Annotated in this window: 21 protein-coding genes; 12 read left to right on the top strand and 9 right to left on the bottom strand. The window is 53.8% G+C overall.

The annotated features are described in order from the left end of the window. The first annotated feature begins 97 nt into the window (after positions 1-97). Both CPA45_RS16375 and CPA45_RS16370 read left to right on the top strand, forming a co-directional pair. Positions 98-649 carry a cysteine hydrolase family protein gene (locus CPA45_RS16375; protein WP_096653342.1) on the top strand — a complete coding sequence of 184 codons (552 nt, stop codon included), beginning with the start codon at positions 98-100 and terminating at the stop codon, positions 647-649. Between the two features lie 186 nt (positions 650-835). Beyond that, entirely contained in the window at positions 836-1,705 is an 870-nt protein-coding gene (locus CPA45_RS16370; protein WP_096653340.1) for an MBL fold metallo-hydrolase, read from the top strand. A 132-nt stretch (positions 1,706-1,837) separates the two neighbouring features. Here the strand turns inward: CPA45_RS16370 and CPA45_RS16365 are convergent, their stop codons facing one another. From CPA45_RS16365 to hutI, 7 genes are all read right to left on the bottom strand, one after another. Beyond that, a complete protein-coding gene (locus tag CPA45_RS16365) occupies positions 1,838-3,184 on the bottom strand; it encodes a Na+/H+ antiporter family protein (RefSeq protein WP_096653338.1) in 1,347 nt (448 codons plus the stop codon). A gap of 90 nt (positions 3,185-3,274) precedes the next feature. Next, positions 3,275-4,825, bottom strand: a complete 1,551-nt coding sequence (gene hutH / locus CPA45_RS16360; protein ID WP_096653336.1) for a histidine ammonia-lyase — start codon at positions 4,823-4,825, stop codon at positions 3,275-3,277. A gap of 2 nt (positions 4,826-4,827) precedes the next feature. Continuing rightward, positions 4,828-6,375 (bottom strand): HAL/PAL/TAL family ammonia-lyase, encoded by a 1,548-nt coding sequence (locus CPA45_RS16355; RefSeq protein WP_096653334.1) that lies wholly within the window; start codon positions 6,373-6,375, stop codon positions 4,828-4,830. Further along, positions 6,368-7,957: a BCCT family transporter gene (locus tag CPA45_RS16350; RefSeq protein WP_096653332.1), complete on the bottom strand. Its 1,590-nt coding sequence runs from the start codon at positions 7,955-7,957 to the stop codon at positions 6,368-6,370. The genes CPA45_RS16355 and CPA45_RS16350 overlap by 8 nt, the downstream gene beginning before the upstream one ends. Positions 7,958-8,058: 101 nt before the next feature. Next, the gene (gene hutU, locus CPA45_RS16345) at positions 8,059-9,735 is read right to left on the bottom strand and encodes a urocanate hydratase (RefSeq protein ID WP_096653330.1); all 1,677 of its coding nucleotides are present in this window, start codon (positions 9,733-9,735) and stop codon (positions 8,059-8,061) included. Between the two features lie 54 nt (positions 9,736-9,789). Continuing rightward, the gene (gene hutG / locus CPA45_RS16340; RefSeq protein WP_096653328.1) at positions 9,790-10,752 is read right to left on the bottom strand and encodes a formimidoylglutamase; all 963 of its coding nucleotides are present in this window, start codon (positions 10,750-10,752) and stop codon (positions 9,790-9,792) included. Continuing rightward, positions 10,742-11,956: an imidazolonepropionase gene (hutI, locus tag CPA45_RS16335; protein WP_096653326.1), complete on the bottom strand. Its 1,215-nt coding sequence runs from the start codon at positions 11,954-11,956 to the stop codon at positions 10,742-10,744. The genes hutG and hutI overlap by 11 nt, the downstream gene beginning before the upstream one ends. Before the next feature lie 354 nt (positions 11,957-12,310). Between hutI and CPA45_RS16330 the strand changes: the two genes are divergently transcribed. Continuing rightward, positions 12,311-13,633 carry a YjiH family protein gene (locus CPA45_RS16330; RefSeq protein WP_096653324.1) on the top strand — a complete coding sequence of 441 codons (1,323 nt, stop codon included), beginning with the start codon at positions 12,311-12,313 and terminating at the stop codon, positions 13,631-13,633. 37 nt (positions 13,634-13,670) lie between these two features. Here CPA45_RS16330 and hutC read toward each other — a convergent pair whose 3' ends face one another. Both hutC and CPA45_RS16320 read right to left on the bottom strand, forming a co-directional pair. Further along, positions 13,671-14,387 (bottom strand): histidine utilization repressor, encoded by a 717-nt coding sequence (hutC, locus tag CPA45_RS16325; RefSeq protein WP_096653322.1) that lies wholly within the window; start codon positions 14,385-14,387, stop codon positions 13,671-13,673. A gap of 163 nt (positions 14,388-14,550) precedes the next feature. Further along, positions 14,551-15,837: a cyanophycinase gene (locus CPA45_RS16320; protein WP_096653320.1), complete on the bottom strand. Its 1,287-nt coding sequence runs from the start codon at positions 15,835-15,837 to the stop codon at positions 14,551-14,553. 331 nt (positions 15,838-16,168) lie between these two features. Here CPA45_RS16320 and CPA45_RS16315 point away from each other — a divergent pair, with 331 nt between their 5' ends. From CPA45_RS16315 to uxuA, 9 genes are all read left to right on the top strand, one after another. Further along, a complete protein-coding gene (locus CPA45_RS16315) occupies positions 16,169-17,677 on the top strand; it encodes an amidase (RefSeq protein WP_096653318.1) in 1,509 nt (502 codons plus the stop codon). A 168-nt stretch (positions 17,678-17,845) separates the two neighbouring features. Further along, positions 17,846-18,601 (top strand): GntR family transcriptional regulator, encoded by a 756-nt coding sequence (locus tag CPA45_RS16310; protein ID WP_096653404.1) that lies wholly within the window; start codon positions 17,846-17,848, stop codon positions 18,599-18,601. After that, a complete protein-coding gene (gene manD / locus CPA45_RS16305) occupies positions 18,598-19,809 on the top strand; it encodes a D-mannonate dehydratase ManD (RefSeq protein ID WP_078087094.1) in 1,212 nt (403 codons plus the stop codon). Before CPA45_RS16310 ends, manD begins: the two co-directional genes overlap by 4 nt. Positions 19,810-19,891: 82 nt before the next feature. After that, the gene (locus tag CPA45_RS16300) at positions 19,892-20,914 is read left to right on the top strand and encodes a Zn-dependent oxidoreductase (RefSeq protein WP_096653316.1); all 1,023 of its coding nucleotides are present in this window, start codon (positions 19,892-19,894) and stop codon (positions 20,912-20,914) included. A 117-nt stretch (positions 20,915-21,031) separates the two neighbouring features. Continuing rightward, positions 21,032-22,000: a TRAP transporter substrate-binding protein gene (locus CPA45_RS16295; protein WP_096653314.1), complete on the top strand. Its 969-nt coding sequence runs from the start codon at positions 21,032-21,034 to the stop codon at positions 21,998-22,000. Positions 22,001-22,094: 94 nt separating this feature from the next. Then, positions 22,095-22,673: a TRAP transporter small permease gene (locus CPA45_RS16290; protein WP_096653312.1), complete on the top strand. Its 579-nt coding sequence runs from the start codon at positions 22,095-22,097 to the stop codon at positions 22,671-22,673. Between the two features lie 2 nt (positions 22,674-22,675). After that, on the top strand, positions 22,676-23,959 hold the full coding sequence (locus CPA45_RS16285; RefSeq protein WP_096653310.1) for a TRAP transporter large permease: 1,284 nt from the start codon (positions 22,676-22,678) through the stop codon (positions 23,957-23,959). A 2-nt stretch (positions 23,960-23,961) separates the two neighbouring features. Then, a complete protein-coding gene (locus CPA45_RS16280) occupies positions 23,962-25,482 on the top strand; it encodes a mannitol dehydrogenase family protein (RefSeq protein WP_096653308.1) in 1,521 nt (506 codons plus the stop codon). 10 nt (positions 25,483-25,492) lie between these two features. Beyond that, entirely contained in the window at positions 25,493-26,671 is a 1,179-nt protein-coding gene (gene uxuA / locus CPA45_RS16275) for a mannonate dehydratase (RefSeq protein ID WP_096653306.1), read from the top strand. The last annotated feature ends 72 nt before the right edge of the window (positions 26,672-26,743 follow it).

Here is a 26,743-nt window from a genome sequence, read left to right as displayed (position 1 = left end):
CCACTTCTCGCTGTGCCATATAGGGGGGAACATAGCGGCTATCAATCCAACGGATTATCAACCCACTTAATTCTCAATCTACCTAAGGGGCTACATCATGAAAAAGCTTGGTTTGATCGTCGTCGATCTGCAAAACGAATATCTACCTACAGGTAAGCTACCCCTATCTGGCATTGAAGCCGCTGCTGCTAATGCTGCCAAGATAATCGCTGATGCCCGGGCTAAGAATATCCCTATCTTCCACATCCGCCACGAGTTCGCCAATGGTGAGGCGCCGGTGTTCGTGCCAGGCTCCGATGGGGTCAAAATTCAACCTGCCGTGGCCCCGACTGGAGATGAGCCGGTTATCGTTAAGAACTACGTCAACTCATTTCGCGACACTGACCTCAAGCAACAACTTGATAATTGTGGGGTAGAGGAAGTAGTGGTTATCGGTGCGATGAGCCATATGTGTGTCGATGCCTGCGTGCGGGCGGCCGTTGATATGGGTTACGCGGCCACGATAGTACACGACGCTTGTGCCACACTTGATCTTGAGTTCAACGGCGTGACCGTGCCTGCAGCCCAGGTTCATGCAGCTATGATGGCGGCCTTCGAGTTCGGCTACGGTACCGTTACATCGACGCAGGCGTATCTGGCGGCGAAGTAAACAACAGCGCACCAATCCAAGATAAGCCCGTGCTCTCGAGGTCTGGTCAACTTGGACGCAGGGTGGGCGTCGCATTTGGTTACTTGTCCGGTTAACGGCTGACGTTTCGGCCACGGTCGGCCATGGCGAAGTCAAGGATGGAATCGCGCTGCACTTACATTTACATAGGACTCATTGGAGAAACTTATGGCTCTGAAAAAAATTTCCAGTTCGCTGGCCGTGGCGCTGAGCTTTACTGTTGGTGCCGCTGCAGCTCAGGCAGCTACCAGTACTGTGCAGTTGCAGCAGATCCGTAATGCAACGGTGAAGATCGGTTATGGTGAGACCACCTTTTTGATTGACCCGATGTTATCGGAAAAGGGCACCTATCCAGGGTTTGAGGGTACCTACCGCAGCACACTGCGTAACCCCCTGGTAGATCTTCCGATGTCTGTTGAGAAGATCATCGATGGGGTGGATGCGGTGATCATCACCCACACCCACTTGGATCATTGGGATGACGCCGCTCAGGAATTTCTACCGAAAGATATTCCGCTTTTCACGCAGCACGAGGCTGATGCGCTCATGATCCGTGAACAGGGTTTCACTGACGTGCGGATCCTTTCCGATAAGGCTGAGTTCGGTGGCGTAACCCTGAGCAAGACGGGAGGGCAGCACGGCACTGATGAAATGTATGCTGTGCCAGAACTAGCGGAGGTCCTCGGCGAAGCCATGGGTGTTGTATTCCAGGCGCCGGACCAGAAGACGATTTACTTGGTGGGCGACACTATTTGGCGAGATGAGGTCAATCTGGCCATCGAGGAGTACAGCCCAGAGGTCATCATAGTCAATGCGGGCGAAGCACTGTTGAGCGACTTTGAAGAGTCCATCATCATGGGCAAGGAAGATGTGCTGCGAGCTGTCCAGGCGGCTCCGAATGCCACGATCGTTGCCTCGCACATGGATGCCGTCAACCATATGGCGCTGACCCGTGAAGAGCTGAGAGAGTATGTGCGGGAGCAGGGTATCGAGGATCGCGTTGAAATCCCTGAAGATGGTGAAACAATCAACTTTTAAGTTTCTCAAGGCTGCCTATCATCACAGGTAACCGCCATTAACCACCCCGCTAGAATGAGCTTCACCCCGAAAATTGGACAACCAGTCCAACCTTCGGGGTGGTTTTGTTTTGGGGAAAGGCCTGGGGGAGTGTTAGAGCATCATGGCGGCCACCCATCCAAAGACAATCAGCGGGATGTTGTAGTGCAGGAAGGTTGGCACAACGCTGTCCCAGATATGGTCATGCTGGCCATCAGCATTGAGACCGGCGGTGGGGCCAAGTGTCGAATCAGAAGCCGGCGAGCCAGCATCGCCCAAGGCGGCGGCGGTACCTACCAGTGCCACTGTGGCGAGTGGCGAAAAGCCAAAGTTAAGCGCGAGTGGAACGTAAAGCGAGGCGATGATGGGTATCGTTGAGAACGAAGAGCCGATGCCCATAGTAATAAAGAGACCGACGAGCAGCATAATCAGTGCTGCCAGGCCTTTGTTATCACCAATTATTTCCGTGGAACTACTCACTAACGCTTCAACTTCACCACTGGCCTGCATCACGCTGGCGAAGCCAGCCGCGGTAATCATAATGAACCCGACCAGGGCCATCATACGCATGCCTTCAGTAAAGATGCCGTCCTGCTCGTGCCAGCGGAAGACGCCACTCAGTGATAGCAGGGCAAAACCAAAGATGCCCCCCAGCACCATTGAGCCGGTGTAGAGCTGAACTGCAACAGTTCCAATGAGTGCAATTGCCAGCACAGCTTTTTGCCAGCCTTTTAGATGCTGGGCCGCTTCTGCGGGCGTCTCGTCGCCTTTGGCGAGGTCGCGGTCCTGGTAGTGGCGGCTTTTGCGGTAGCTAAATAGCGCTGCCACTGCAAGGCCAAGCGCCATCCCGCCGATAGGGATCACCATCGCCATAGGCACCATTCCTCGGGTGACCTCTAACCCCAGTGCGGCGCCACTCTCATTGAGGTTGGTAAGTAGGATGTCATTTAGGAAGATGGCACCAAAGCCTACCGGCAACAGCATATAAGGGGCGGTAATGCCAAAGGTAATTACACATGCAACCAGACGGCGGTCGAGCTGCAAGTGGTTCATCAGCTTGAGTAATGGCGGTACTAGTACCGGAATAAACGCAATATGCACCGGAATTAGGTTTTGAGAACTGACCGCCGCTGCCAGCAGGGCCGCCAGTAGTGTATAGGTCACCATTCGGCGACTGCCGCCTGAATCATCGACCTGAAAGCGCACAATGGCGCGGTTCGCCATTACTTCTGTTATGCCTGAACGTGAGAGGGCAACAGCAAAGGCGCCCAGCACCGCATACGCCAGTGCTACGGTAGCACCGTTACCAAGGCCGTCGTTAAAGGCATCGAGAATGGCGTTGATGGGCATACCCGCATAAAGCCCGCCCACCAACGTCGCGACGATTAAGGCAAAGACAACGGAAACCCGAGCAAGACTGAGGCTGACCATCACTAAAATGGCCAAAACAATAGCATTCATGGAAGCTACTCTTGTCGTTGGAATTAGATTTAGTTGGAAGTGAATACAATGAAACCCCGCAGCCTGTGGCTGCGGGGCAGGCTAAGTCGCTTAGTGCTGACTTGGCAGGGTGCCAGGACGAAGTAGAGGACTCAGCGTTCTTGATGCAATCAGGTTGCTGGCTGCTTCAATGTCTGGTGCAAAGAAGCGATCTTGCTCATAGTGGGTGACACGGTCACGCAGTAATTGCTTGGCTTGCTCTAGTTGTTGCGTGGTCTTTAAGCCATGGCGCATATCAAGCCCTTGGCAGGCACAGAGCCACTCAATGGCAAGGATGTCACGTACATTATCGGCCATTTCCCATAGCCGCTTACCAGCTGCCGGTGCCATGGAAACGTGGTCTTCCTGGTTGGCTGAGGTAGGTAGGCTGTCAACGCTATGGGGGTGCGCCAATGCTTTGTTCTCGCTGGCAAGCGCTGCCGCGGTCACTTGCGCGATCATAAACCCAGAGTTAACGCCGCCTTTTTCGACCAAGAAGGGCGGCAGCTGGGACATATGCTTGTCCATCATTAGCGAGATGCGGCGTTCCGCCAGTGCACCCATTTCGGCAATTGCCAACGCTAAGTTGTCAGCAGCCATTGCCACTGGCTCAGCGTGGAAGTTGCCGCCGGAGATAATGTCGTCACTGTCAGCAAACCCTGTGTTAGTAAAAACCAGGGGGTTGTCGGAAACCGCGTTGACTTCTACCGCCAGCACCTCGGCGACTTGGCGGATTTGAGTAAGCGCAGCCCCCATTACCTGTGGCTGGCAGCGTAGCGAATAAGGGTCTTGAACCTTTTCGCAGTTGGCGTGGGAGTCGCCGATGTCGCTGTTTTCGCCGAGCAGCTGCCTATAAGCCGCCGCTGCGTCGATTTGGCCGCGCTGACCACGCACCTCATGGATACGCGCATCAAATGGTGAGCGTGATCCCAAGGTGGCTTCTACCGTTAGAGAGCCACAAACAGTAGCGGCAGCATAGAGGTCTTCGGCATCAAATAGACCGCGCAGGGCGTAGGCAGTGGAAACCTGTGTGCCGTTGAGTAGTGCTAAGCCTTCTTTGGGAGCAAGCGCGATGGGGCTAAGCCCCGCGATCTTGAGCGCCTCTTCAGCAGAGAGCCATTCGCCCTTGTAGCGTGCTTTACCCACACCGATAAGCACTACGCTCATGTGGGCCAATGGCGCTAGGTCACCGGAGGCACCCACCGAGCCTTTGAGCGGAATATGCGGATACACCTCCGCGTTGATAAGGGCGATCAGCGCGTCGAGTACTTCGCGACGAATGCCAGAGAAGCCCCGTGCCAGGCTGTTAACCTTAAGCACCATGATGAGCCGTACCAGGTTATCGTCCATGGCAGCGCCTACGCCGGTAGCGTGGGAAAGCACTAGCGAACGTTGCAGCGCTTCCAGGTCCTCATCGGCAATACGCGTTTGTGCGAGTAGCCCAAACCCGGTGTTAATGCCATAGACCGTGCGATTTTCTTCAACCACGCGGTTGACGCAATCAACACTTTTTTGAATTGCATCGTTGGCGCTGGCGGGCAGACTAACGGTGACCGGAGATTGAAACACCTGGCGCGCTTGCGCCAGGGTCATTTTGCCGGGCTGAATGTCGAGATGGGTCATGATTACCTCTTTCCAGGGTTTAGGTGGGGGGCTAGTGTGATGAAGGGGGACTGTCGTGACTCATCGCGCAGCAGGTTGTAAGCTGCGTACATATCCAGGTGGAGGGCATGTTCCTCCTCATAGAAAGGGATCGTTTCCCTTAGCGTTTTCCACGCCAGTTCAGTTCCTGGAGCAAAAGCCTGCTCATCGATCAAGTCGAAGGCCTGAGAGGCCAACAGGTATTCAATAGCGAGTATTTGAAACGCATTGTCGAGAGCTTGGTCCAGCTTCAGCGCGGCGCTTTCTCCCAGGCTCAGGTGGTCTTCCTGAAGTCCCGAGGTCATAAAATTGTCGGTGACAGCAGGTTGGGCTAGGCGCTTGTTGTCAGCTACCAGCGAAGCAGCCGAATATTGTGCAATCATCATTCCTGACTTAACCCCAGCCTCAGCTGTCAGGAAAGGAGGTAAGTGGTTGGTTTGAGGCGTTACAAGACGGTAGGTACGGCGTTCGGATATTGAACTCCACTCGCACACGGCGATCGCCAACAGGTCGCATGCCATGGCTACAGAAGCGCCATGGGGGTTAGCCTGTGACACAACTCTATAGCCATCCTTTCCCGTAAACACCAGGGGGTTGTCAGTTGCAGAATGAAGCTCGTTGTCTATCTGTCTAGCGGCGTGGTCGAACTGGTCACGGCAGGCACCGTGTACCTGGGGCATAGAGCGCAGGCTGAGTGCATCCTGTAGGTGTTGCCCTCGGCAGTGTGCAAGGCGAGGGCTTCCCTGTAGTAGTCGACGCAGGTTATCCCCTGTGTGCTGAACGCCACCGTGCCGTTTGAGGCTTGTCACCTCTGCCAGTAGAGCGTCCTGCTGACCACCGAGCGCCTCGAAACTCATGGCACCGATGATGTCGGCCCATGCGGCAAGGTGTGCGGTATCCGCAAGTGTTAGGCAGGCTAGGCCCGTCATTGCAGGAGTGCCGTTGACTAGGCTGAGGCCGTCTTTAGGCCCAAGTGTAAGAGGGGCCATGCCGATGGTATCCAGAGCCTGTTTGGCCGGCATGCGCTGGCCGAGGTACTCGACCTCGCCATGGCCGATCAACGCTAGGCCGATGTGTGCCATGTGGGTGAGATAACCGACTGAGCCTTTTGAGGGAACAATCGGTGTGACCTCTTCGTTCAAGAGCCGCATCATCCCCTCCACGACGAAAGGGCTGATGCCGGAGTAGCCGTGGCTATAGTTGATAACGGCGCAGCAGATAATCGCTCTAACCTGCTCCTTCCGAAGAGGTTCGCCGATGCCACAGGCGTGACTCATTAGCGTATGGTACGAAAGCCGCTGCAGTTCGCTTGGTTCTAGCACCACCTCGCATAGTGCGCCCAGGCCGGTATTGATTCCGTAATAGGGAGTAGCCGAGGAGGCGATTTCTTCGACAGTCTTGCGTGCAGTGATGATTCTGTCCCAGGCTTGTGTGGTCAGCGACAAGGACACCTTGTGGCGTGCGATCTCGACTACCTGCCGCCAGTCGACAGGCGTTGCGCCGAGCGTGATATGCCGAGAATTGTCACTCATAGGCCTTCTCCGCCTGTTGGTTAAGGGCGTCTGGCTGCTGTCCCTGAGATCCCTGCATGATGAAAACCTTCGCCGCTGAGGCTACGATCAGTGCGAACAGGAAGAGCACTATGAAGCCGCCTGCTGCGGCTAGGAACTTGATGCCATCTACGCCCTGGGCGCCACCACCGAAGGCCACCATGATGTAGGCGATGACACCAATTGAAAGGCCCCAAAGAACCTTCTGCTTGCGAGGGGGTTCTTCATTCGCCGTCATGTTTTTGGTGCAGATGGTGGCGATAGTCGAGGACATTGAGTCCGCCGCGGTCGAGAAGGAAATGATTAGAGTCAGAATGGCCAGCGGAATCAGTAGCGCTGACAGTGGCAGGTGCTGTAGGAACCCCCATAGCCCAGAGACAGCTCCGCTCTCGGTGACTACTTTGACTAGATCCAGAGTGCCATCCATTTGCCACTTGATGGCTGACCCTCCCCAAATGGCGAACCAAACAATGCCGAATATCGAGGGCAGTATCCAATTAATAATGAGAAACTCACGCAGCGTCCGGCCGTAGGAGATTCGTGCTAGAAAGAGCCCCATCAATGGTGCATAGGCAATCCAGATCGACCAGTCGTACATAGTCCACCAGGTCACCAAGGCCTCGCCACCGGACTCCTTGGTGTCGAACGACCAAAGGAAGAAATTATCGAGCCAGTAACCTAGGCTGGTTACAGACAGGCTGAGAATGTAGTTTAACGGGCCAATAATCACCAAAATAGCAACGAACGCGTAGAAGATATAAGCATTGATCGATGATAGGAAGCGGATGCCACGTTTGAGGCCAGAAACCGCTGAGGTGATAAAAATAGTCGAAATGACCAGTGTCAGAATCAGCCAAGTAGTTGGGTTAGAAGCGATGCCATATTCGACCTCAAGCCCGGAGCTGATCAGAGCCAAGCCAGCACCTAATGACGAGGCGAGGCCGAGCGCAATCGCCAGTACCGAGATGATATCGACTACTGCACGTACTAGAGGATTACGCTCGGTGTTGCCGAGAATCGGCGTCAGTGTCGACGAGATCGAAAAGCGTTGTTGGCGGTTGAAGTGCATGTAGCCGATCATCAGGCCAACGATGGAGTACATGGCGTAGGGGATGAAGCTCCAGTTGTGAAAGCTTCTTGCCAGTGCAAAGATTGCGGCTTCAGAACTGGCGGGCTCGAAGGCTTGATTACTGATCTCGCCATAGACGTTGCCCAAATAGATAATCGGTTCGTTAACTGAGTAGGTCACCACTCCCGTGGCGATCCCTCCTGTCAGTGCCATGGCAAAGGTTGCCGCCATGGAGAAAGTTGGTTTGGCGTGTTCACCGCCTAACCTGATATTGCCAGCTTTGGAGAAGAAGATATAAGCGGTGATGCCCAGTGTTGATATAGCTAACAACTGATATAGCCAGCCAAAATCAGACAGTGATAAGTAGAATAATTGTCTGGCGACACTGACTAGCAACTCGTTGTTTACGAGTCCTATGATGACGGCTAGTAAGATGATGGCGAAGGCGGGTATGAATACACTGCGGTTCAGACTTTTCTTGCCGTGCGTTGACATAAAGAATCTCCCGTTGGTGTTGTTGTTCTCATTCTCATAGAGCGCTGAAATCGGCACCACCAAGTGTTATGCGCGGTGGTGCCGGTATCCCCCCGTGAACGTTACTTCAGCATCGGCAAGTCGAGACCGTTTTCACGGGCAGACTCTTTGGCAATGTCGTAACCAGCATCTGCGTGGCGCATAACACCGGTACCTGGGTCGTTACGCAGCACGCGGCCTAATCGCGCGTGGGCATCATCGGTTCCGTCGGCGACGATTACCACGCCTGAGTGCTGGGAGTAACCCATACCTACGCCGCCGCCATGGTGCAGTGATACCCAGGTAGCGCCACCGGCGGTGTTCAGCAATGCATTGAGCAGCGGCCAATCGGAAACAGCGTCTGATCCATCCAGCATCGATTCGGTCTCGCGGTTGGGGCTAGCAACAGAGCCGGAGTCCAGGTGGTCGCGGCCAATAACTACCGGTGCTTTAAGCTCACCGTTTTTGACCATTTCGTTGAAGGCTTGACCAAGACGAGCACGATCTTTCAGACCTACCCAGCAGATACGGGCCGGTAAGCCTTGGAAGCTGATGCGCTCACGGGCCATATCCAGCCAGTTGTGTAGGTGTGGGTCGTCAGGGATCAGTTCCTTGACCTTTTGATCGGTTTTGTAAATGTCTTCCGGGTCGCCGGAGAGTGCCGCCCAGCGGAAGGGGCCTATGCCCTGACAGAATAAGGGGCGAATGTAGGCAGGTACGAAACCAGGGAAGTCGAAGGCGTTCTCAACCCCTTCTTCTTGAGCCATCTGGCGAATGTTGTTGCCGTAATCAAAAGTGGGTACGCCCATCTTCTGGAAGTCGAGCATGGCTTGTACATGTACTGCCATGGACTGCTTAGCGGCTTTTACGGTTGCCTGGGGTTGCGACTTGCCACGGGCAACATACTCTTCCCACGTCCAACCCGAGGGTAGGTAGCCGTGTAGCGGGTCGTGGGCGCTGGTTTGGTCAGTCACCATATCGGGTTTTACGCCACGCTTGACCAGCTCGGGCAGCACATCTGCTGCGTTTGCGCACAGGCCAATCGAGATCGCTTTGCCTTCTGCGGTGTAGCGCTCTATGCGCGCCAGTGCATCGTCCAGGTCGTCGGCTTGCTCATCCAGGTAGCGCGTACGCAGGCGGAAATCGATGCTGGTTTGCTGGCACTCGATATTGAGCGAGCAGGCACCGGCGAGGGTGGCGGCGAGAGGCTGAGCGCCGCCCATGCCGCCAAGGCCTGCAGTGAGAATCCAGCGGCCTGTCAGGTTACCATCAAAGTGTTGGCGGCCCGCCTCAACAAAGGTTTCGTAGGTGCCTTGGACAATGCCCTGGGAGCCGATGTAGATCCAAGACCCGGCGGTCATCTGGCCGTACATCATCAGGCCTTTTTTATCCAACTCGTTAAAGTGTTCCCAGTTGGCCCAGGCAGGTACCAGGTTAGAGTTGGCAATCAGCACTCGCGGGGCGTCTTTGTGGGTTTCAAATACGCCTACCGGCTTACCAGACTGAACCAGCAGGGTTTGATGATCTTCCAGGCGTTGCAACGTCTCGACAATTTTGTCGTAGCACTCCCAGTCACGTGCGGCGCGGCCAATACCGCCATACACTACTAAGTCCTCAGGGCGCTCAGCCACGTCTGGGTGGAGGTTGTTCATCAGCATGCGCATGGGAGCTTCGGTCAGCCAGCTTTTACAGCTAAGCGTGCTACCGGTGGGAGCACCAATCTTGCGGGAAGCGTCGTGACGTTTGTCGTTAGGTAACATGGCGAAATTCCTCTGGTTAGTCGATTTGTTGTTGATTGCTTTAAGCAGGGCTCGCTAGGTGTCGAGCGCCAACTGAAAAACAAGCCGAGCCGCCGCGCGGGCAGTACGGCTATCGATGTCGTGGTCAGGGTTTAGCTCGGCTAGGTCAGCTAGGCGTAGCTTGCCGCTATCACGGATGGCCTCGATCAGTGGTTCAATCACTGAGAGTGAGACACCTCTGGCGGCAGGAGCACTTACGCCAGGTGCTTCGGACGCAGGTAGAACATCCAGATCGATAGTTAGATAGAGGTGGTCACAGCGCACCATAAAACGCTCAAGGTCGCGCCTAATGCTCTCCAGTTGGGCAGGCTGAAAGTCTCTATCTTCGCGAACCATCACGCCGAGCTCCGCTGCGCGGCTAAACAGGGCGCGAGTATTGGCGGCACGGCTAATTCCTAAGCAGGCGTAGCGGAATGGCCAGCCACGCTGAGCACACTCATCAGCAATTTGCGCAAAGGGAGTACCCGAAGATCGAACGTGGGATGGGTCCCGTAGATCGAAGTGAGCATCAAAATTGATAATGCCTATGCGAGGTGCTTTTTCACCTTTATTTGTGAGGTGCTGAGCAAGCCCCAACCAGCTGCCATAGGCCACCTCATGACCACCACCCACAACAATGGGAAAATGATCCGCGTTGAGTAACGCACTTAAATGGTCGGCAAGGTGCTGTTGTGCCGTTTCTAGTGCATCGCCTTCGCAGCGTATATTCCCAGCATCATAAGCTGGCCCAGTACGGTGCCAGGCAAGTGGTGCCAGTGCCTTACGCAGAGCTGTCGGGCCTTTAGCTGCGCCGGTACGTCCTTGGTTTCTGGCAACCCCTGCATCACTTTCAAACCCCACCAAGGCGCAGCCTGGCATTGCCGTTTGGCTGAGTGGCTGGATTTTTTGATGCCAGCGCTCGCTGTTGGCTTCAGGGTCTGTTCGGCCTTGCCAGAGTGACATGTCGATCATTGTTGCCGTTGTCTCATTAGCCGCCATGGGTCACTACTCCCTGAAGCAAACGTTGGCGCAAACGGCCCGGCTGCACCGCATAGGCGAGCTCGGCGGGGGCTTCGACATTCCAAACACACAGGTCAGCTACTGCGCCCTCGTAGATTCGCCCTTGTTCCTTCAACCCCAGCGCGCTAGCGCCATGAGCGGTCATTCCTGCAAGCGCTTCTTGAGGTGTCATACGGAACAGTGTGCAGGCTAGGTTGAGCATCAGCGTGGGCATAAATAGTGGTGAGCTACCGGGATTAGCATCGGTGGCGACGGCCATTGGAACGCCTGCTTTGCGCAGGGCCGTGATAGGCGGTTGTTGCGTTTCACGTAGGGTGTGGAAAGCACCGGGTAGAATGACGGCCACGCTGCCTGCCTCACGCATGGCGGCGATGCCGGTGTCATCCAGGTATTCGATATGATCAGCGGATAACGCACCGTGGCGAGCGGCCATGGCCGTGCCACCTAGGTTAGAGAGCTGTTCAGCATGGGCCTTAATGGCGAGGCCGTGGCGCTGTGCCGCTTCGAAGACGCGCTCACACTGTGCTACGGAGAAGGCAATTTTTTCGCAGAAAACATCGACAGCATCTGTCAGACCTTCAGCCACCGCAGCCGGAATCATTTCCTGGCAGACCAGATCAATATAGCCGTCGCTATTGTCTTTATATTCTGGGGGAAGGGCGTGAGCACCCAGCAGGGTAGTGACGACGTTTACAGGTAGTATCTCGCCCAGGCGCCGTGCGACGCGTAGCATTTTTAGCTCGTCTTTGACGGTTAGCCCATAGCCAGATTTAATCTCCACGGTAGTGACACCGTCGGCAATCAGTGCTTCAAGGCGCGGTTTGGCGAGCGTTAGCAGGGTATCTTCGCTAGCCTCGCGAGTGGCGCGAACGGTGCTGAGAATACCGCCCCCGCGTTTGGCAATCTCTTCATAGCTTGCCCCTTCCAACCGCGCTTCGAACTCCTCTGCTCGGGAGCCTCCGAAGACGAGATGCGTGTGGCAGTCCACAAGCCCTGGGGTCATAACGCCGCCGTGCCCCATCTCGATGCAGCTATTGGCTAGTTGCTCATTGAACTCACGCATGGGTGTTAGGAGAGTGACTCGTGCTCCCTCCGTGATAACGGCCATTGGTTCAGGCAATGTCCGTAAACCATCGAAGACGCTGATGTCGCGCCAGAGACGGCGATCCGTTGCATTCGACATAGGGAGCTCCTCTCAAATTTATTTCAAAACTTATTTCGAAAACGTAATGTATATACAATTAAGGTCAATTGAACAGGATTCGTCAAGATGCCAGGTGGCACTGTTATTGAAGGATATCGAAGATAAGGTAGGGTGATATTTATAGTTATTTTAAATAAAACAAATACTTGTGAGGTTTTTTGCGTTTTTATCCATCAGTCTTAAATTTATTTATTAGACTAATGTCTACATTTTTCAAGCAAGAATAATCTTCAATCACTCACTTAATGTATATACATTAGGGTTGGAAGCTTACTTCAAGGCCTTAATACAACAGAGTTAGTTCAACAGAGTTAATACAACAGAGGCGTGCCCATGCTCACACCCAACCCTCCCTCCCAGCAGCGGCCAAATATTGCGCTGATGCTTAAGCTGTTTTTACCGAGCGCACTGGGAATATTGATTTTCTTCGTGCCTGTCGAAATAGGCGGCCGCAGCACTATATTGCTCGATCACATGGTGACAAGCGCCCGGGGGATGTTAGGCGAGGCTAGTGGGCTTTATGCGCTGGCGCTGATCGTGTCTGGTGCCGCCTACCCATTGGTGCGAGGCTACTGGAAGCGGAATGTTACCGAGCGTATTTTTACTGCACTAAAATTGCTTGGGGTGGTGGCAGCACTTCTGGCTATCACTGGCTGGGGGCCAGCTTTTTTGCACGAGCCGGATATGCTGCCATTCCTGTTTGATAAGTTGGTGATCCCGGTAGGGTTGATTGTTCCTATTGGCGCTATTTTCCTCGCCTTGTTGATCAGTTATGGGCTACTTGAGCTTATTGGTGTGCTGGTACAGCCGGTGATGCGCCCTATTTGGCGAACTCCAGGGCGTTCGGCTATCGATGCGGTAGCATCTTTTGTAGGCAGTTACTCTATCGGACTTTTGATTACCAACAGGGTTTATCAGGCCGGGCAGTACTCGGCACGAGAGGCTGCCATCATTGCTACAGGTTTCTCTACCGTATCGGCGACGTTTATGATCATCGTGGCGCGCACGCTGGATTTAATGGCGGTATGGAATCTGTATTTTTGGCTAACGTTATTGATCACGTTTATTGTCACCGCCGTTACAGTACGTTTACCGCCGTTATCACGTATGGATAACAGTGCTGAATATGGTGAGCCCGAGGCGGTAGCTGGCAAGCGCTGGTCGACGGCTTGGCAGACCGGGTTGGAGGTAGCTGCCCGAGCGCCTGCGTTGCATAAAAGTGTGGCGATCAATTTTAAGGAGGGGTTAGTGATGGCCATCAGCATCCTACCTTCCATTATGTCGGTTGGCTTGCTGGGACTGCTTACGGCTAAGTACACGCCACTGTTTGAGTGGTTAGGCTGGCTTTTCTACCCCTTCGTGGCGGTGTGGGGGCTTGCGGATGCTGCGGCACTTGCTCAGGCCTCAGCTGCTGGACTCGCCGAAATGTTTTTACCGGCACTGCTAATGGCAGAGGCGGAGTTTGTGGCCCGTTTTGCAGCAGGAGTGGTGTCGGTATCCTCTATATTGTTCTTCTCAGCCTCTATTCCCTGCATTCTTTCTACAAGCATTCCACTGTCCGTAGGGCGAATGGTGGTGGTGTGGTTCATTCGCGTTGCACTAAGCCTGCTACTCGCCGTACCTACGGGGTATTTAGTGCAAGCCATAATCAGCTAATGCCTTGTTAGAAATATCTTATTAAACAATCACTTAATTATGAGGCTTGGCGATGTACCGAGGAGCGTAACTTGTAACGATTACCAGGGTGTAATAACCGGGCATAGCTGATGAGCTGCTCGCCTGACCATGTACGCCGCACCATGCTCAAGCAGGGGGTGGCGGTATCAATGGCTAACCACTCGGCTGTTTGGTGGTCGACGAGTACTGCCTCAACAATATGTTCCACGTCGGTGATCGGGCAGGCCGCTACCAGTACTTCGTTGGGTGTATGTAGCGAAAAGTCGCTTTTTAGATAGTTAGGTACCCAGCGGGGGTTAACGTAGCGGTTCTCAAGCTGTATAGGCGTATCATTTTCCAAGTGTACGAGTAGTGTTTGAAATACACGGCTGCCAAGACGCACACCCAGACGCAGGGCGATTTCGTCATCTGCTTTAATTGCCTCGCAAACCAACACGCTGTTGCTGTAATCATGCCCCCTAGAGCGTACTTCATCGGCAATGTTGTACACCTCGACCAAAGACGATTCTGCTTTGCGATCAGTCACAAAGGTGCCTAGCCCCGGCTGGCGAGTTAGGTAACCCTTGTGGACGAGGTCGCGGATCGCCTTATTGGCTGTCATACGGCTGACCCCAAAGTCCCGAGCAAGCTGCTCTTCTGGGGGGATTTGGTGGTGAGCTGGCCAGGCACCATCCTGAATTTTTTCCAGCAAGTGCTGCTGTATTTGCAGGTAAAGTGGGGGAGCGCTGGTCATGAAATACCTTTCAAGTGAATAATGTATATACATGCCCAGTGTACCTTGTGCAAAGGAAGAGAACACCCTATTGCTGATGGCAAACCGGGCCAATACGGGCCCGGCTGCAAAGTATATATAAAAGTATATATCGAGAAGGTTTGCTAAGAACGTAAAGAGCGCCTTAGGGGGTGTGTAGCTCTACGCTTAGCGGCTCTAGGTCCATTCGAACGTTCTCAAAGCTGTACAGATCCAGAGTCATGTCCTGACTCCAGTAGCCTTGGGTGTGTTCATCTTGAGTAAACACAATCCGCAGCGCTTGGTTATCGTCACCAATTAGCAGGGAACTGACTTGGTCGGTGGCTGAGTTATCTAGCAGGTCAAAACCGATAAGCTCCTGCAAATTACGGTTAGCACTGAAAATACCACTCTGCAGGCTCACTGGCACATCGAAATACTCGCTACCTGAGGTTTCATAGGCGCCATCGCGAACGTGATACTCACCGCTTTCCGGCAGGTAACGGTCGCCCGGCAGCAAGTAGCCTAGGCGCACGTTTTCCACGTTGATTGGAAAACCAGACGAAGGGCGCGTTGCTTTACTCGTATCTACGAGGGTTACTCCGCCTCGGCCAGCCACCTGCCATTCTCCGTCAGCAACGATCAGAGCTGTGCCTTCATCAATGCCGACTCCCAGTGGCTGCCCATCTTCATGCTCCAGCATAACCGTTAGCAGGCGACCTAGGCGGGCTTTACGATCGAAGTGCTGGTCGATTATCCCTGCTTCGAAGAAGCCTAATCCTGGGCGCACAACAGCAGGGCCGTACTCCTGATTATTCATGCCTTGATAGTCGTCGCTAAACCCTTTGAATAGAGCCCCTTGGCTATCACCACCCGCCAGCATGGAGGAGGACATAATCGCTGCGCCAGCGCTGGTTCCTGCCAAAACGCCACCTCGTGAATGTAAATTCCGTATGGCGGTTAGCACCGGCGTATCGCTGCCATCTTCTTCTAAAAGCACGGCGGTAATGCGGGTTTGGTCGCCGCCCAGGAACCAGATGGCATCCAACTTATCAATTGAAGCAGCAAGTGCTTCGTCTTGTCCGTTGTCAGCCCATGTTGATTCATCCACATCTTCGGTTCGCTTGTCATCAGCAATAGCTAAGGGAAGCAAACTGATATTGTCTTCTGTGAGACCTAGCTGGGAAAAAGCTTCAGCAAGTTTGTCATAGTTACCAGAAATATTGCCGGATGCAGCTGGTACTACGCCTAGGCGTATCTCTTCGATAGGCTTATCGATGGGACTGATAACCGCTTGAAATATATCCTGATGGCTCTCTTGCAAAAAACCGCCTGTGATAATAAGTGCACCTGGTGAGCCGGCAAAGACTGCCTGACTGCTAAGTAAGACACCACTTAGGGGGAGGGCAAGAAGGGCGTTTTTAAGAGGATTGCGCGTCGTAGAAATCGACATGAATAAATTCCTTAATCAATACGTCTAGTGCCGTCACTGGTTGACGAACTCGGGAAAAACTGACTGACGAATTGATCAGGCTATTCGTTATACCACTCGCTTAGAGCAGTACGAGTGAGGGGATAAGCGCCTGTGCGCACTACCGCATCAACCCAACGGCTCAGTAAAAGCCGATAGGTAGGCGATAACAATGACAGGCAATGGTGTGACATAGGGGGGAACACTTCTTATCATTTTTTTAAAAGCTACCACTGCTGCATGGTCGTTAGCAAATCTTCAAGGCGGAGGTGCTAGTCTTGGATTAATAACCAGATAACAACGAGCCAATGCGATGCATGTTCACGATTACCAGCAGTACGATGCCACTGGCCTTGCCGAGCTGATTCGCCGTCGAGAAGTAAGTCAGGCAGATGTTTTCGAGGCTGCGATGGCGGCAATTGAAGAGCTAAACCCATCCCTCCATGCAGTGGTCAGAACACGTTTTGAAAAGGCGAGGCATGAGAGCCTCCAAGTGTCAGAAAGCTCAGTCTTTGCTGGCGTTCCTACATTAAGTAAAGATCTATTGATGGCATTGGCGGGTGAGCCGCTGGCTTTTGGAAGCGCCTCGTTATCAACATGGTGCCCAAAGGAAGAGTCGCTTTTTATCCGGCGCGTGCGAGATGCAGGATTAGTAGTGCTGGGGCAGACCGCAACCCCTGAATTGGGATTGATGGGAATTACTGAACCTAGGGCCTTTCCTCATCCGCAAAACCCCTGGCGGGCAGGCTATTCTCCTGGCGGCTCAAGTGGTGGTTCTGCCTCTGCGGTAGCAAGTGGGATGGTGCCTATTGCGCTCGCGGGGGATGGTGGTGGCTCTATTCGTATTCCTGCCAGTTACTGTGGTTTGTTTGGTTTTAAACCTTCCCGTGGTCGGGTGCCGCTAGCGCCTGCCCATGGTGAGGTGTGGCAAGGGGCAGTGATTGAACACGCGCTTACTCGCAGTGTGCGCGATAGTGCAGCACTTTTAGAACAAATTAACGGTATGGCGCCCTCAGGGCCCTACCCGGTACCCCATGAAACGGGCTATGTAGCTGCCTTGTCATCCTCCGCTAAACCGCTGCGTATAGCGGTATCATTAGGTGGCTTCTTGAGCCGTGGACTTGGCACCCAGGTGAGTGCTGAGGTGAAAACAGCCGTCGAGAAAGCCGCTCAGGCGTTGTCTGCAATGGGGCATGAAGTGGAGTGGTGCGACCCTCCGGTTGAAGGCAATCTCCTGGCGGACAGTTACCTTACGCTCTATTTAGGCCACCTGGCAGCCGATCTTCAATGGATTAGTCAGCAAACTGGGGTGTCTGTTCATCGGCTTGCCATTGAGCCTTCCACCCGCGCTGTCGGTAGGTTGGGCGCAAAACTATCGGCTCGGGATTACGAGCTTGCCAAGCGCTACTGGCATGTGGCTGCCGAGCAGATGAGCCAATTTCACCAGCGCTTTGATGTGTTAATCATGCCGGTGGCTGCGGATACCGCACCTAAAATAGGGGAGTTATACCCTTCAGTAGCACGTGAGCGGTTGATGTCTTTGTTAGCTGTTCCAGGCATTCCATCGTTGGCATTAAAAGCCGGAATGTTAAAACGCTTGGCGGTAGATGCGCTTAGTCGAACCCCGTTTACACAGCTTGCAAACCTTACCGGTCAGCCTGCCATGTCAGTCCCTTTCCATGTGGCAGCTAATGGGTTGCCTGTTGGCGTGCAGGTAGTAGGGCGCCTTGGTGAGGATAAACAGCTGCTACAACTGGCGGCAGCGATGGAGCAGCACGATGACTGGCAATGCCGTGTATGCCAAAAGCTTGAACCTGAGTAACGCTGTTTTTCATATGTAGCCCCTGTTCCTGATAGGTGGCTTTTCCTCTTTATTCTTCTCCTTCTGCAACCAAAGTATGAAGAGATTGGGCTTTCTCTTGTCTCGCCATACTACCATACTAGTTGTATCAGATAAGGGCCGCATAACGGCCACCGAATTTGGATGCCCATTATGAAAACACTTCAAGCACTCTGGGGGGAAACTCGCGAAAGCGACCCCGTTCGGCAGCGTCTTTATCAAGTGCTACGCCAGTCGGTTATCCAAATGGTGTTGGCACCCGGTCAGGCGCTATCAGAAAAGGAAATTGCGGACACTTTCTCGGTCAGCCGCCAGCCAGTGCGAGAAGCCTTCATCCGGCTTTCCGAGGCAGGGTTGGTGGAGGTAAAGCCTCAACGTGGTACTTACGTAGTAAAAATTTCCCAGCGGGCGGTGCTTGAGGCGCGCTTTGTGCGTGAGGCGGTGGAGGTCGCGGTCGTGAAGCTGGCAGCTGAAAAGGGGATTGAGCCGGCCACACTGACAGAGCTACATGATTTGTTAGCGCGTCAGCGTCGCTGTATCGAACCTAATGATAACGATCGCTTTTATCGTCTTGATGAAGCATTCCACCGAACGCTTTCACTGGGTGTTCAGCAGTATGCGGCTTGGAAAGTCATTGAAGAAGTTCGTGCCCAGCTTGACCGAGTACGCTACCTCAGTGTGCCCCATAGCACCCCGCTGGAACGGCTTGTGGATCAGCATGCCAACATTATTGCCGCCATTGAGGCGCGAGATGTACACCAAGCAGAGCAGGCGATGTCGCTTCATTTGCGTGAAATTTTGGTCTCAATGCCTGATTTGATTCGTCGTTTCCCCGCCATGTTTGAAGAGCAGGCAGCGTTTGAAGAACCAGAAACCCCAGTGCTGAAGCAGGAGTCGATGCAATGAAGATAGAGCACGCCTATACCATCGTGACATCGCCAGGGCGCAATTTTGTGACGTTGAAGATTGTGACCGACCAGGGGGAGTATGGCATTGGTGATGCCACGCTCAATGGTCGTGAGATGGCCGTTGTGGCTTATCTGGAAGAGCATGTGATTCCAACCTTGATCGGCCGGGACCCCCAGCGCATTGAGGATATTTGGCACTATCTTTACCGCGGCGCTTACTGGCGGCGTGGGCCCGTCACTATGAGCGCGATTGCCGCCGTGGATATGGCGCTTTGGGACATTAAAGCAAAGCTTGCAGGTATGCCGCTGTACCAATTGCTCGGCGGCAAGAGCCGTGACCGAGTCATGGTCTACGGCCATGCAACGGGCCGCGATATCGAAGCTTGTCTGGAAGAGGTCGCCCGCCATGTGGATGAGGGCTACAAAGCGGTACGCGTGCAGGCCGGTGTGCCCGGTATTGCCAGCATTTATGGTGTTGCCAAAAAAGATGGTGAGCCCTATGAGCCTGCCGATTCTGACCTGCCCGCTGAGCATGTCTGGAGTACCAGTAAGTACTTAAATCATGTACCCAAACTTTTTGCCGCCGTACGGGAGCGCTTCGGTGAAGAGCTGCATGTGCTGCACGATGTTCATCACCGTCTGACACCCATCGAAGCCGCCCGCTTAGGTAAAGAAGTTGAGCCCTACCATCTATTCTGGCTTGAGGACTGCGTACCCGCTGAAAATCAGGAAGCGTTTGGGCTTATTCGCCAGCACACCACCACGCCGCTAGCAGTGGGCGAGGTCTTTAATAGCCTGTATGACGCCAAAGCACTAATCGAGAATCAATGGATCGACTATATACGAGCCACCCTAACCCACGCTGGTGGTATTACCCATGTGCGCCGAATCGCCGATTTGGCAGGGCTTTACCATGTGCGCACCGGTTTCCACGGCCCAACGGATCTTTCGCCGGTGTGCCTTGGCGCTGCGATTCATTTTGATACCTGGGTGCCCAACTTTGGCATCCAGGAGTATATGCCCCATACCAGTGCGACGGATGAAGTCTTCCCCCACGATTACCGCTTTGAAGATGGCCACTTTATCGTCGGCGAGACTCCTGGCCACGGCGTTGATATCGACGAAACGTTAGCCAAGCAATACCCCTATAAGCGCGCCAGCCTACCGGTGAACCGGTTGGAAGACGGCACTCTGTGGCACTGGTGAGCTAGGGGCACTAGTGAGCTAGGGACATTGGTGAATTCGCGGCATTGGTAACTTAAAAGTGCGGGTAAGGAGAGTCACGTCAATGAAAGCATTCCAGGTGAAAGCGCCACACGACTACCAAGTGGCTGATGTTGAGGTGCCTGAGGCGGCCAGCAAAGAGGTACTTGTGCGGGTGGCCTTTGCAGGTATCTGCGGCTCAGATATGCACATCATCCATGGCGATAATGCCTTCGTGCGCTTCCCACGTATCACCGGCCATGAATTTGCCGGTGTTGTGGAAGCAGTAGGGGAAGAGGTACACGGTGTTAACGTCGGTGACCGCGTGTGTGTGGATCCGGTTATTAGCTGCGGTAAGTGTTACCCCTGTCGTATTGGCCGCCCCAACGTGTGCAGTTCGCTTGAAGTGATCGGTGTCCACCGTAATGGTGGTTTTGAAGAGTTCGTTACCGTGCCTGCCGCTAATGTGCACCACTTACCCGACCATATTGGCTTGGATGCTGCTGCCCTTGTCGAGCCCTACACCATTGCGGCCAACGTGCTTGATCGTATGCAGCCCCACCCCGGTGACCGGCTAATGATTTTGGGGGCGGGTGTGATCGGTATGACGATCCTGCAGATGGCACTGGCCAAGGGTATCGAAGAGGTCATCGTCACTGATGTCATCAATGAGCGATTAGCCGTCGCGAAGCAGCTTGGCGCCACACACATCTTTAATAGCAGTGAGCACGATGTTGAAAAAGAGGTGCTCGCGCTAACACAGGGTGAAGGTGTGCCGCTGATTGCTGATGCGGCCTGCGTGCCTGCGCTGTTGCCGCAAATGCTGCGTCTGGCATCGCCAGCAGGGCGCATTGGTTTACTGGGCTTCAGCGTTCAGCCCAGTGACCTTGTGCAGCTAGAAGTGATTAAGAAAGAGCTGACCCTGGTGGGGTCGAGACTTAACAACCGTAAGTTTCCGGAGGTGCTTGAGCTAATGGCGAGCGGGCAGTTGGATCCGTTAGCGCTGGTCAGTCATCGGTTGCCGCTGAGTGATATGCCTAGTGCCATCGACATGCTTGATCACCGACCAGAAGAGGCCCGTAAGGTGCTGATTCAAATCAGTGCTTGAGGGCGGGCTACACCAAGGCATGCCAATGCATGTCAACCCACGCCACTCCATGCTCACCCATGCGTAGTTAACCGCTGCAATTAACAACTAACAACACTCGTATGCAGGAGAAAGACAATGATCAAAAAGCTTATCACCAGCGCTGTACTGGGGGCCGCCATACTAGGCAGCCATTCTCTAATGGCGGCAGATTTCACGCTGCGTTTTGGCCATTTAGCCAATGAGCAGAACATTTGGCACCAAGCCGCCGAGAAGTTTAAAGAGGAAGTTGAAGCCAACTCCGACGGGCGAATAGAGGTGCGTCTTTATCCCAGTGAGCAGCTTGGCAACGAAATGGACGTGATTAACAGTATCCAACTGGGTACTGCGGATATGACCATTACAGGGGAGAGCTTACAGAACTGGGCGCCTAAGGCCGCGATGATGGCGGTTCCCTACGCTTTCCGTGATGCCGAACATCTTCATGCGGCGGTTGACGGCGAGATCGGTGCTGAGATTGAAGCGCAAATAACTGAGCGTACTAATTTGGTCCCTCTGGCATGGTTTGAACGTGGCCCTCGCGAGCTGACCTCCAATCGTGCTATCCGCCATCCAGATGACCTTGATGGTCTACGCCTACGTGTTCCTAACGTGCCGCTATTTGTTGATACATGGCAGGCAATGGGTGCACGTCCTACGCCAATGGCGTTCAGTGAAGTGTTCACTGCACTTCAGCAAAATACCCTGGAGGGTCAAGAGAACCCGCTTAGCCTGATTGAAAGCGCCAGCTTCAACGAGGTGCAGGACTACGTCAACATGACCGGTCACGTGCGCAGCTGGATCTATGTGGTGATTGGTCGCAACCAGCTGGAGCGTATGCCCGAGGACCTGCAGCAGGTGATTCGCGATGCTGCCCAAACAATGCAGGCATATGAAGCTGAACTGTTCACTGAAGACCAGGCGCGCCTTGAACAAGCACTACAAGATCGTGGCATGGAGTTTATCGAGGTCGATGTTGATGCCTTTGCTGAGAAAGCTCGCCCCGCCGTACTCGATGCCTTGACGCCAGAACAGCGTGAAATCTTTGACGCTATCCAAGACTTATGAAGTCGTATTTGTAGTGAATGATTAATGAAACTGGGCGGGTAGCACGCCAGCCCGGTTTCTACTGCAATAGCGGCTTGCCCCTGAGGATATGGTTATGAACTCGGATCACAAAGCGCTTGAACAGCAAGCGTTGGAGAGTCTGGATTCAATGTCGGCGGTGCCTAAGTTTGAAGGCGCCATTGGGCGTGTGATCGGCTGGGTGGATAAATGCTTTTTAACCTTAGCTGTCATGGCGCTGATTACCATTGCTGCCACGGTTCTGCTGCAAATATGTTCGCGGCTGTTTTTGCCATTCTCTATTGCCTGGACGGAAGAGCTATCACGCTATTTGTTCATCTACATGGTGGCGTTATCGGTGGGGGTGGTATTGCGCCAAAACCGTAATATCAGCGTTGAGCTTTTTCATCACTTGTTGCGTCCGCGAATGAAAGCGGCTTTCCAGGTATTGATCTGCTCGATGATAGGGCTATTTGCCTTTCTGGTGCTGCCTTACGCTTGGCAATATGCCCAAAATGGCGCCTGGCAGACCTCGCCAACGCTGCGTGCTCCCATGCTGTATATCTTTTTCTCAACGGTCGTCACCTTTGCGCTCCTCCTGGTTTACAGCTTACTGGGATGCATTGAGGGAATGGTCGCTATGTGTCGCTCTTCTGCCTCCCATCAGGAGCCGTAAGCATGGAAGTTATTATCCTGTTTAGTGTGTTTTTAATACTGCTAATGATTGGGATGCCTATCGCCTTTTCATTGGGGTTAGCGTCGCTTTCATATCTTCTTCTGGAAGGCATTTCACTGACGATTATCCCGCAGCGGATGTATGCGGGAATCGACACCTTTGTACTGCTCTGTATCCCAGGCTTTGTGCTGGCTGGCAACCTGATGAATGCGGGCAATATTACTGAGCATATTGTGCGCTTTGCCAACGCCTTGTTAGGCCACATTCGCGGCGGGTTAGGGCTGGCGAATGTGGGTGGTTCGATGATTTTCGGTGGTATTTCGGGTACCGCGGTGGCGGACTCGGCCAGTATAGGCTCGGTGATGATTCCTGGTATGGCGCGTTCGGGCTATGACAAACCTTTTGCTGCCGCCGTCACCGCCGCATCCTCTACCATTGGGCCGATTATCCCCCCCAGTGTGCCGATGATTATCGCCGGTTCGCTAAGTGGTATTTCGGTCGGGCGTATGTTCCTTGCGGGCGCTATACCTGGCTTGTTAATGGGCCTGGCTATGATGATTACGGTGTACATTCTAGCCGTTCGTCGTGGCTACCCTAAAGAGAAGCGGGTGCCAATGATGCAACTGCTGCGTGAAGCGAAAACAGCCTTTTGGGCACTGTTAATGACCGTGATTATTCTCTACGGCATTATCGGCGGTTTCTTTACGCCCACAGAAGCATCCATCGTTGCCAGCCTTTATGCGTTAGTGGTGGGCATGTATGTCTATAAAGGACTGTCGTGGAAAAATCTTCCGGGGATCTTATCTGACACGGTACTAACTTCCTCGGCACTGCTTTTAATGGTGGGATTAGCCAACCTGTTTGGCTGGATACTTACCAGCGAGCAGATCCCTCAGATGATTGCTTCACTGATTCTCTCTATCAGTGACAACCCACTGATCGTTCTACTCATCCTTAACCTGATTCTGCTGTTTGTCGGCGCCTTTATGGAAACTATTGCAGCGCTGATTATTCTCTTCCCAGCGTTGGTAGGCGTGGCCACTGGCGTTGGTGTTGACCCGGTGCATTTTGCCGTCATCGCAGTCTTGAACCTGATGATCGGGCTAACCACACCGCCGGTAGGGGTATGCCTCTTTGTGGTAGCCGGGATTGGTAAGCTACCCATGTTGACCGTCGCCAAAGCCATCATGCCGTTTTTGCTATGTAACTTGGTGGTGCTACTACTGGTGACCTATGTTCCTGCGATCTCGCTTTGGTTGCCTAACCTGCTGATGGGGAGTAATTAACGATGGCCCTGCAACGTATTGACGCTTCGCCAAAAAGTGGCCAGATCGGTATCGTTCACTTAGGCTTGGGTGCTTTTCACCGTGCCCATCAAGCCGTCTATTTAGAGCGCTATCGTCAACGCAGTGGTGATAGCGAGTGGGGCGTGTGTAGCGCTAACTTACGTTCAAGCGTTGGTTTGGTAGATGGCCTTCGCGATGCTAACTACCGTTATCAGGTTGCCGAGTACGCTGATAGCGACACCCTCACGCTACGCGAAATAGGCGTGATCGAAGAGACGCTGTTTTCTGGTTGTGATAGCTCTGGAAATAGTTCTGGAAATAGTTCTGGAAATAGTTCTGGAAATAGAGCGGGGAACTGGGGGCGTGACCGTGAGGCGCTACTGGCGCGAATGGCTGCTGTTGATACACGCATCGTTACTCTAACAGTGACCGAGAAGGGCTACTTTCTAAACCCTGCCAGCGGTGAGTTAAGGCTTGAGGACCCGATGATCATCGGCGACATTGCCTCGCCCCAGCAGCCGCGCACCGCGCTAGGTTTACTGGTGGAAGCGCTAGCACGGCGGCACGCAGCAGGCATCGCTCCATTTACGGTGCTTTCCTGCGACAACATGCCGGATAACGGTAAGCGTACACGCCAAGCGGTGGTGCAATTGGCTGAGCAGCGTGATGTAGCGCTGGCGAGTTGGATTGCCGATAAGGTTGCTTTTCCCTGCAGCATGGTAGATCGCATCGTCCCCGCCATGACCGACGTGGACTTCGAGCGTTTGGCGGCGCTGGGAGCTAACGATCCCAATGCGGTAGTGAGCGAGGCGTTCACCCAGTGGGTAGTGGAAGATAACTTCCCCATGGGGCGCCCAAACTGGGAGGCTGAAGGCGTTGAGATGGTCGCTGATGTGGCGCCATTTGAAACCATGAAACTACGCATACTCAATGGCAGCCACTCCTTACTGGCTTACCTTGGCGCATTAGCGGGTATTGAAACTGTCTTTGATGGCGTTAATCACGCCGGACTGCGTGCTTTGCTACGCCGCTATATGCTGGAAGAAGCGGCCCCTACGCTCAAAATGCCCGAGGGGATTGATTTAGCGGCATATGCCGACTCGCTACTGGCACGCTTTGCCAATGACAGTTTGCGCCATCGCTTGCAGCAAATTGCCATGGATGGCAGCCAGAAGCTCCCTCAGCGCTGGCTTTCTGGTGTGCTGGAACGCAGTGCTGTGGGGCTTTCATCGCCCTGTTTGGCATTAGGCATGGCTGCCTGGATCCGCTATACCGATGGGGAGGACCTGCAAGGCAATCGCTACCCCATTGATGATCCCATGGCCAAACGATTTGCTGAACTGCATCAAACCCACGGTGGTAACTCAACGGAGCTAATTAATGCGTTTCTAGCGGTCGATGACGTTGTGCCTGCTGTGCTGGCAGCGAATCAGCCATTTGTCGACGAGGTACTGTCGGCTTACCAAGTGCTGACAACCGACGGGCTAAGCGGGGCATTAGCGGCGCTCAATAGCAAAAAATAGGGAGTTACTAATGGAGCATACCTGGCGCTGGTTTGGCCCAAATGATGCCATTCGCTTAGCAGAAATTCGCCAAACAGGCGCAACCGGTATCGTGACGGCACTGCACGAGGTGTCCAACGATCAGGTTTGGGCAGTTGAGGCGATCCATGAGCGTCAGCAGATGATCGAAGCCGCTGGTCTGAAATGGTCGGTGGTGGAGAGTGTGCCAGTGCATGAGTCGATTAAAAAAGGCCTGCCCGAGCGGGATGCACTGATCGCAACTTACTGCCAAACCCTGCGACATCTGGCAGCCTGCGGGATCGATACTGTTTGCTACAACTTTATGCCGGTGTTGGACTGGACGCGCACGGACCTGACGTATGCGCTGCCGGATGGCGCCTTAGCGCTACGCTTTGACCAAACTGCTTTTGCTGCCTTTGATCTTTACCTCCTCAAGAGGCCAGCAGCAGAGGCTGAATACAGCGCCGAGGAGAAGGCCCAAGCAAGTGGTTATCTTGAAGGCTTAGATCGTGCTGGTCGTGACAAACTGGTCAATACGCTAATTGCAGGGCTACCTGGGGCTGAAGAGCACTACACCCTTGAACAGTTTCGCGCTGTATTGGAAGAGTATGCTGATATTGATGCTGCTCAACTGCGCGAAAACCTGGGTTATTTTCTGCAGGCCGTCATCCCAGTGGCAGAAGAGATCGGTATACGCATGGCGATTCATCCAGATGACCCCCCAAGGCCACTGCTTGGCCTTCCGCGTGTCGTCTCGACCCGCGAAGATACCCAGTGGATTGTCGATCGCGTGCCTAGCCCTGCCAATGGCTTAACGCTTTGCACCGGCTCTTACGGCGTTCGGGAAGACAATGACTTGGTGGCCATGATCCGCCATTTTGCCCCGCATATTCATTTTACCCACCTACGCGCCACCCAGCGCGAAGCGGATACACTTTCGTTTCATGAAGCGCCGCATCTTGCGGGTGATGTAGATATGGTGGGCGTGATCCACGCTTTGGTAGAGGAAGAGCGTCGCCGGGAACGTGAGGGAGGGGCGTGCATACCGCTGCGTCCTGACCACGGCCATCACATTCTTGATGATCAACAGCGCAAAACAGCGCCCGGCTACCCGCTTTACGGGCGCCTGCGCGGCTTGGCTGAGCTTCGTGGTGTGGAACTGGCGGTGCGGCAGTTAACCGCCCGGTAATCCGTAACCCCTTCATCTATTATTCTTAGGTCTGTTATCCCTAGACCCATTATCCTTCAACCCATTACTCTT

Origin of the sequence: Vreelandella nigrificans, from assembly GCF_002374315.1 — a bacterium.
GTDB classification, from domain to species: Bacteria; Pseudomonadota; Gammaproteobacteria; order Pseudomonadales; family Halomonadaceae; genus Vreelandella; species Vreelandella nigrificans.
The sequence above is the reverse complement of the archived record's forward strand: the minus strand, read 5'-3'. Positions and strand labels throughout refer to the sequence as shown.

Coding starts and splice junctions, on each gene's coding strand:
- uxuA (WP_096653306.1), top strand. CDS start 25,493: ATGGAGCATACCTGGCGCTGGTTTGGCCCAAATGATGCCATTCGCTTA.
- CPA45_RS16315 (WP_096653318.1), top strand. CDS start 16,169: ATGCATGTTCACGATTACCAGCAGTACGATGCCACTGGCCTTGCCGAG.
- CPA45_RS16350 (WP_096653332.1), bottom strand. CDS start 7,957: ATGTCAACGCACGGCAAGAAAAGTCTGAACCGCAGTGTATTCATACCC.
- CPA45_RS16295 (WP_096653314.1), top strand. CDS start 21,032: ATGATCAAAAAGCTTATCACCAGCGCTGTACTGGGGGCCGCCATACTA.
- CPA45_RS16370 (WP_096653340.1), top strand. CDS start 836: ATGGCTCTGAAAAAAATTTCCAGTTCGCTGGCCGTGGCGCTGAGCTTT.
- manD (WP_078087094.1), top strand. CDS start 18,598: ATGAAGATAGAGCACGCCTATACCATCGTGACATCGCCAGGGCGCAAT.
- CPA45_RS16375 (WP_096653342.1), top strand. CDS start 98: ATGAAAAAGCTTGGTTTGATCGTCGTCGATCTGCAAAACGAATATCTA.
- CPA45_RS16290 (WP_096653312.1), top strand. CDS start 22,095: ATGAACTCGGATCACAAAGCGCTTGAACAGCAAGCGTTGGAGAGTCTG.
- CPA45_RS16355 (WP_096653334.1), bottom strand. CDS start 6,375: ATGAGTGACAATTCTCGGCATATCACGCTCGGCGCAACGCCTGTCGAC.
- CPA45_RS16365 (WP_096653338.1), bottom strand. CDS start 3,184: ATGAATGCTATTGTTTTGGCCATTTTAGTGATGGTCAGCCTCAGTCTT.
- CPA45_RS16300 (WP_096653316.1), top strand. CDS start 19,892: ATGAAAGCATTCCAGGTGAAAGCGCCACACGACTACCAAGTGGCTGAT.
- hutH (WP_096653336.1), bottom strand. CDS start 4,825: ATGACCCATCTCGACATTCAGCCCGGCAAAATGACCCTGGCGCAAGCG.
- hutC (WP_096653322.1), bottom strand. CDS start 14,387: ATGACCAGCGCTCCCCCACTTTACCTGCAAATACAGCAGCACTTGCTG.
- hutI (WP_096653326.1), bottom strand. CDS start 11,956: ATGTCGAATGCAACGGATCGCCGTCTCTGGCGCGACATCAGCGTCTTC.
- hutG (WP_096653328.1), bottom strand. CDS start 10,752: ATGGCGGCTAATGAGACAACGGCAACAATGATCGACATGTCACTCTGG.
- CPA45_RS16285 (WP_096653310.1), top strand. CDS start 22,676: ATGGAAGTTATTATCCTGTTTAGTGTGTTTTTAATACTGCTAATGATT.
- CPA45_RS16280 (WP_096653308.1), top strand. CDS start 23,962: ATGGCCCTGCAACGTATTGACGCTTCGCCAAAAAGTGGCCAGATCGGT.
- CPA45_RS16320 (WP_096653320.1), bottom strand. CDS start 15,837: ATGTCGATTTCTACGACGCGCAATCCTCTTAAAAACGCCCTTCTTGCC.
- CPA45_RS16330 (WP_096653324.1), top strand. CDS start 12,311: ATGCTCACACCCAACCCTCCCTCCCAGCAGCGGCCAAATATTGCGCTG.
- hutU (WP_096653330.1), bottom strand. CDS start 9,735: ATGTTACCTAACGACAAACGTCACGACGCTTCCCGCAAGATTGGTGCT.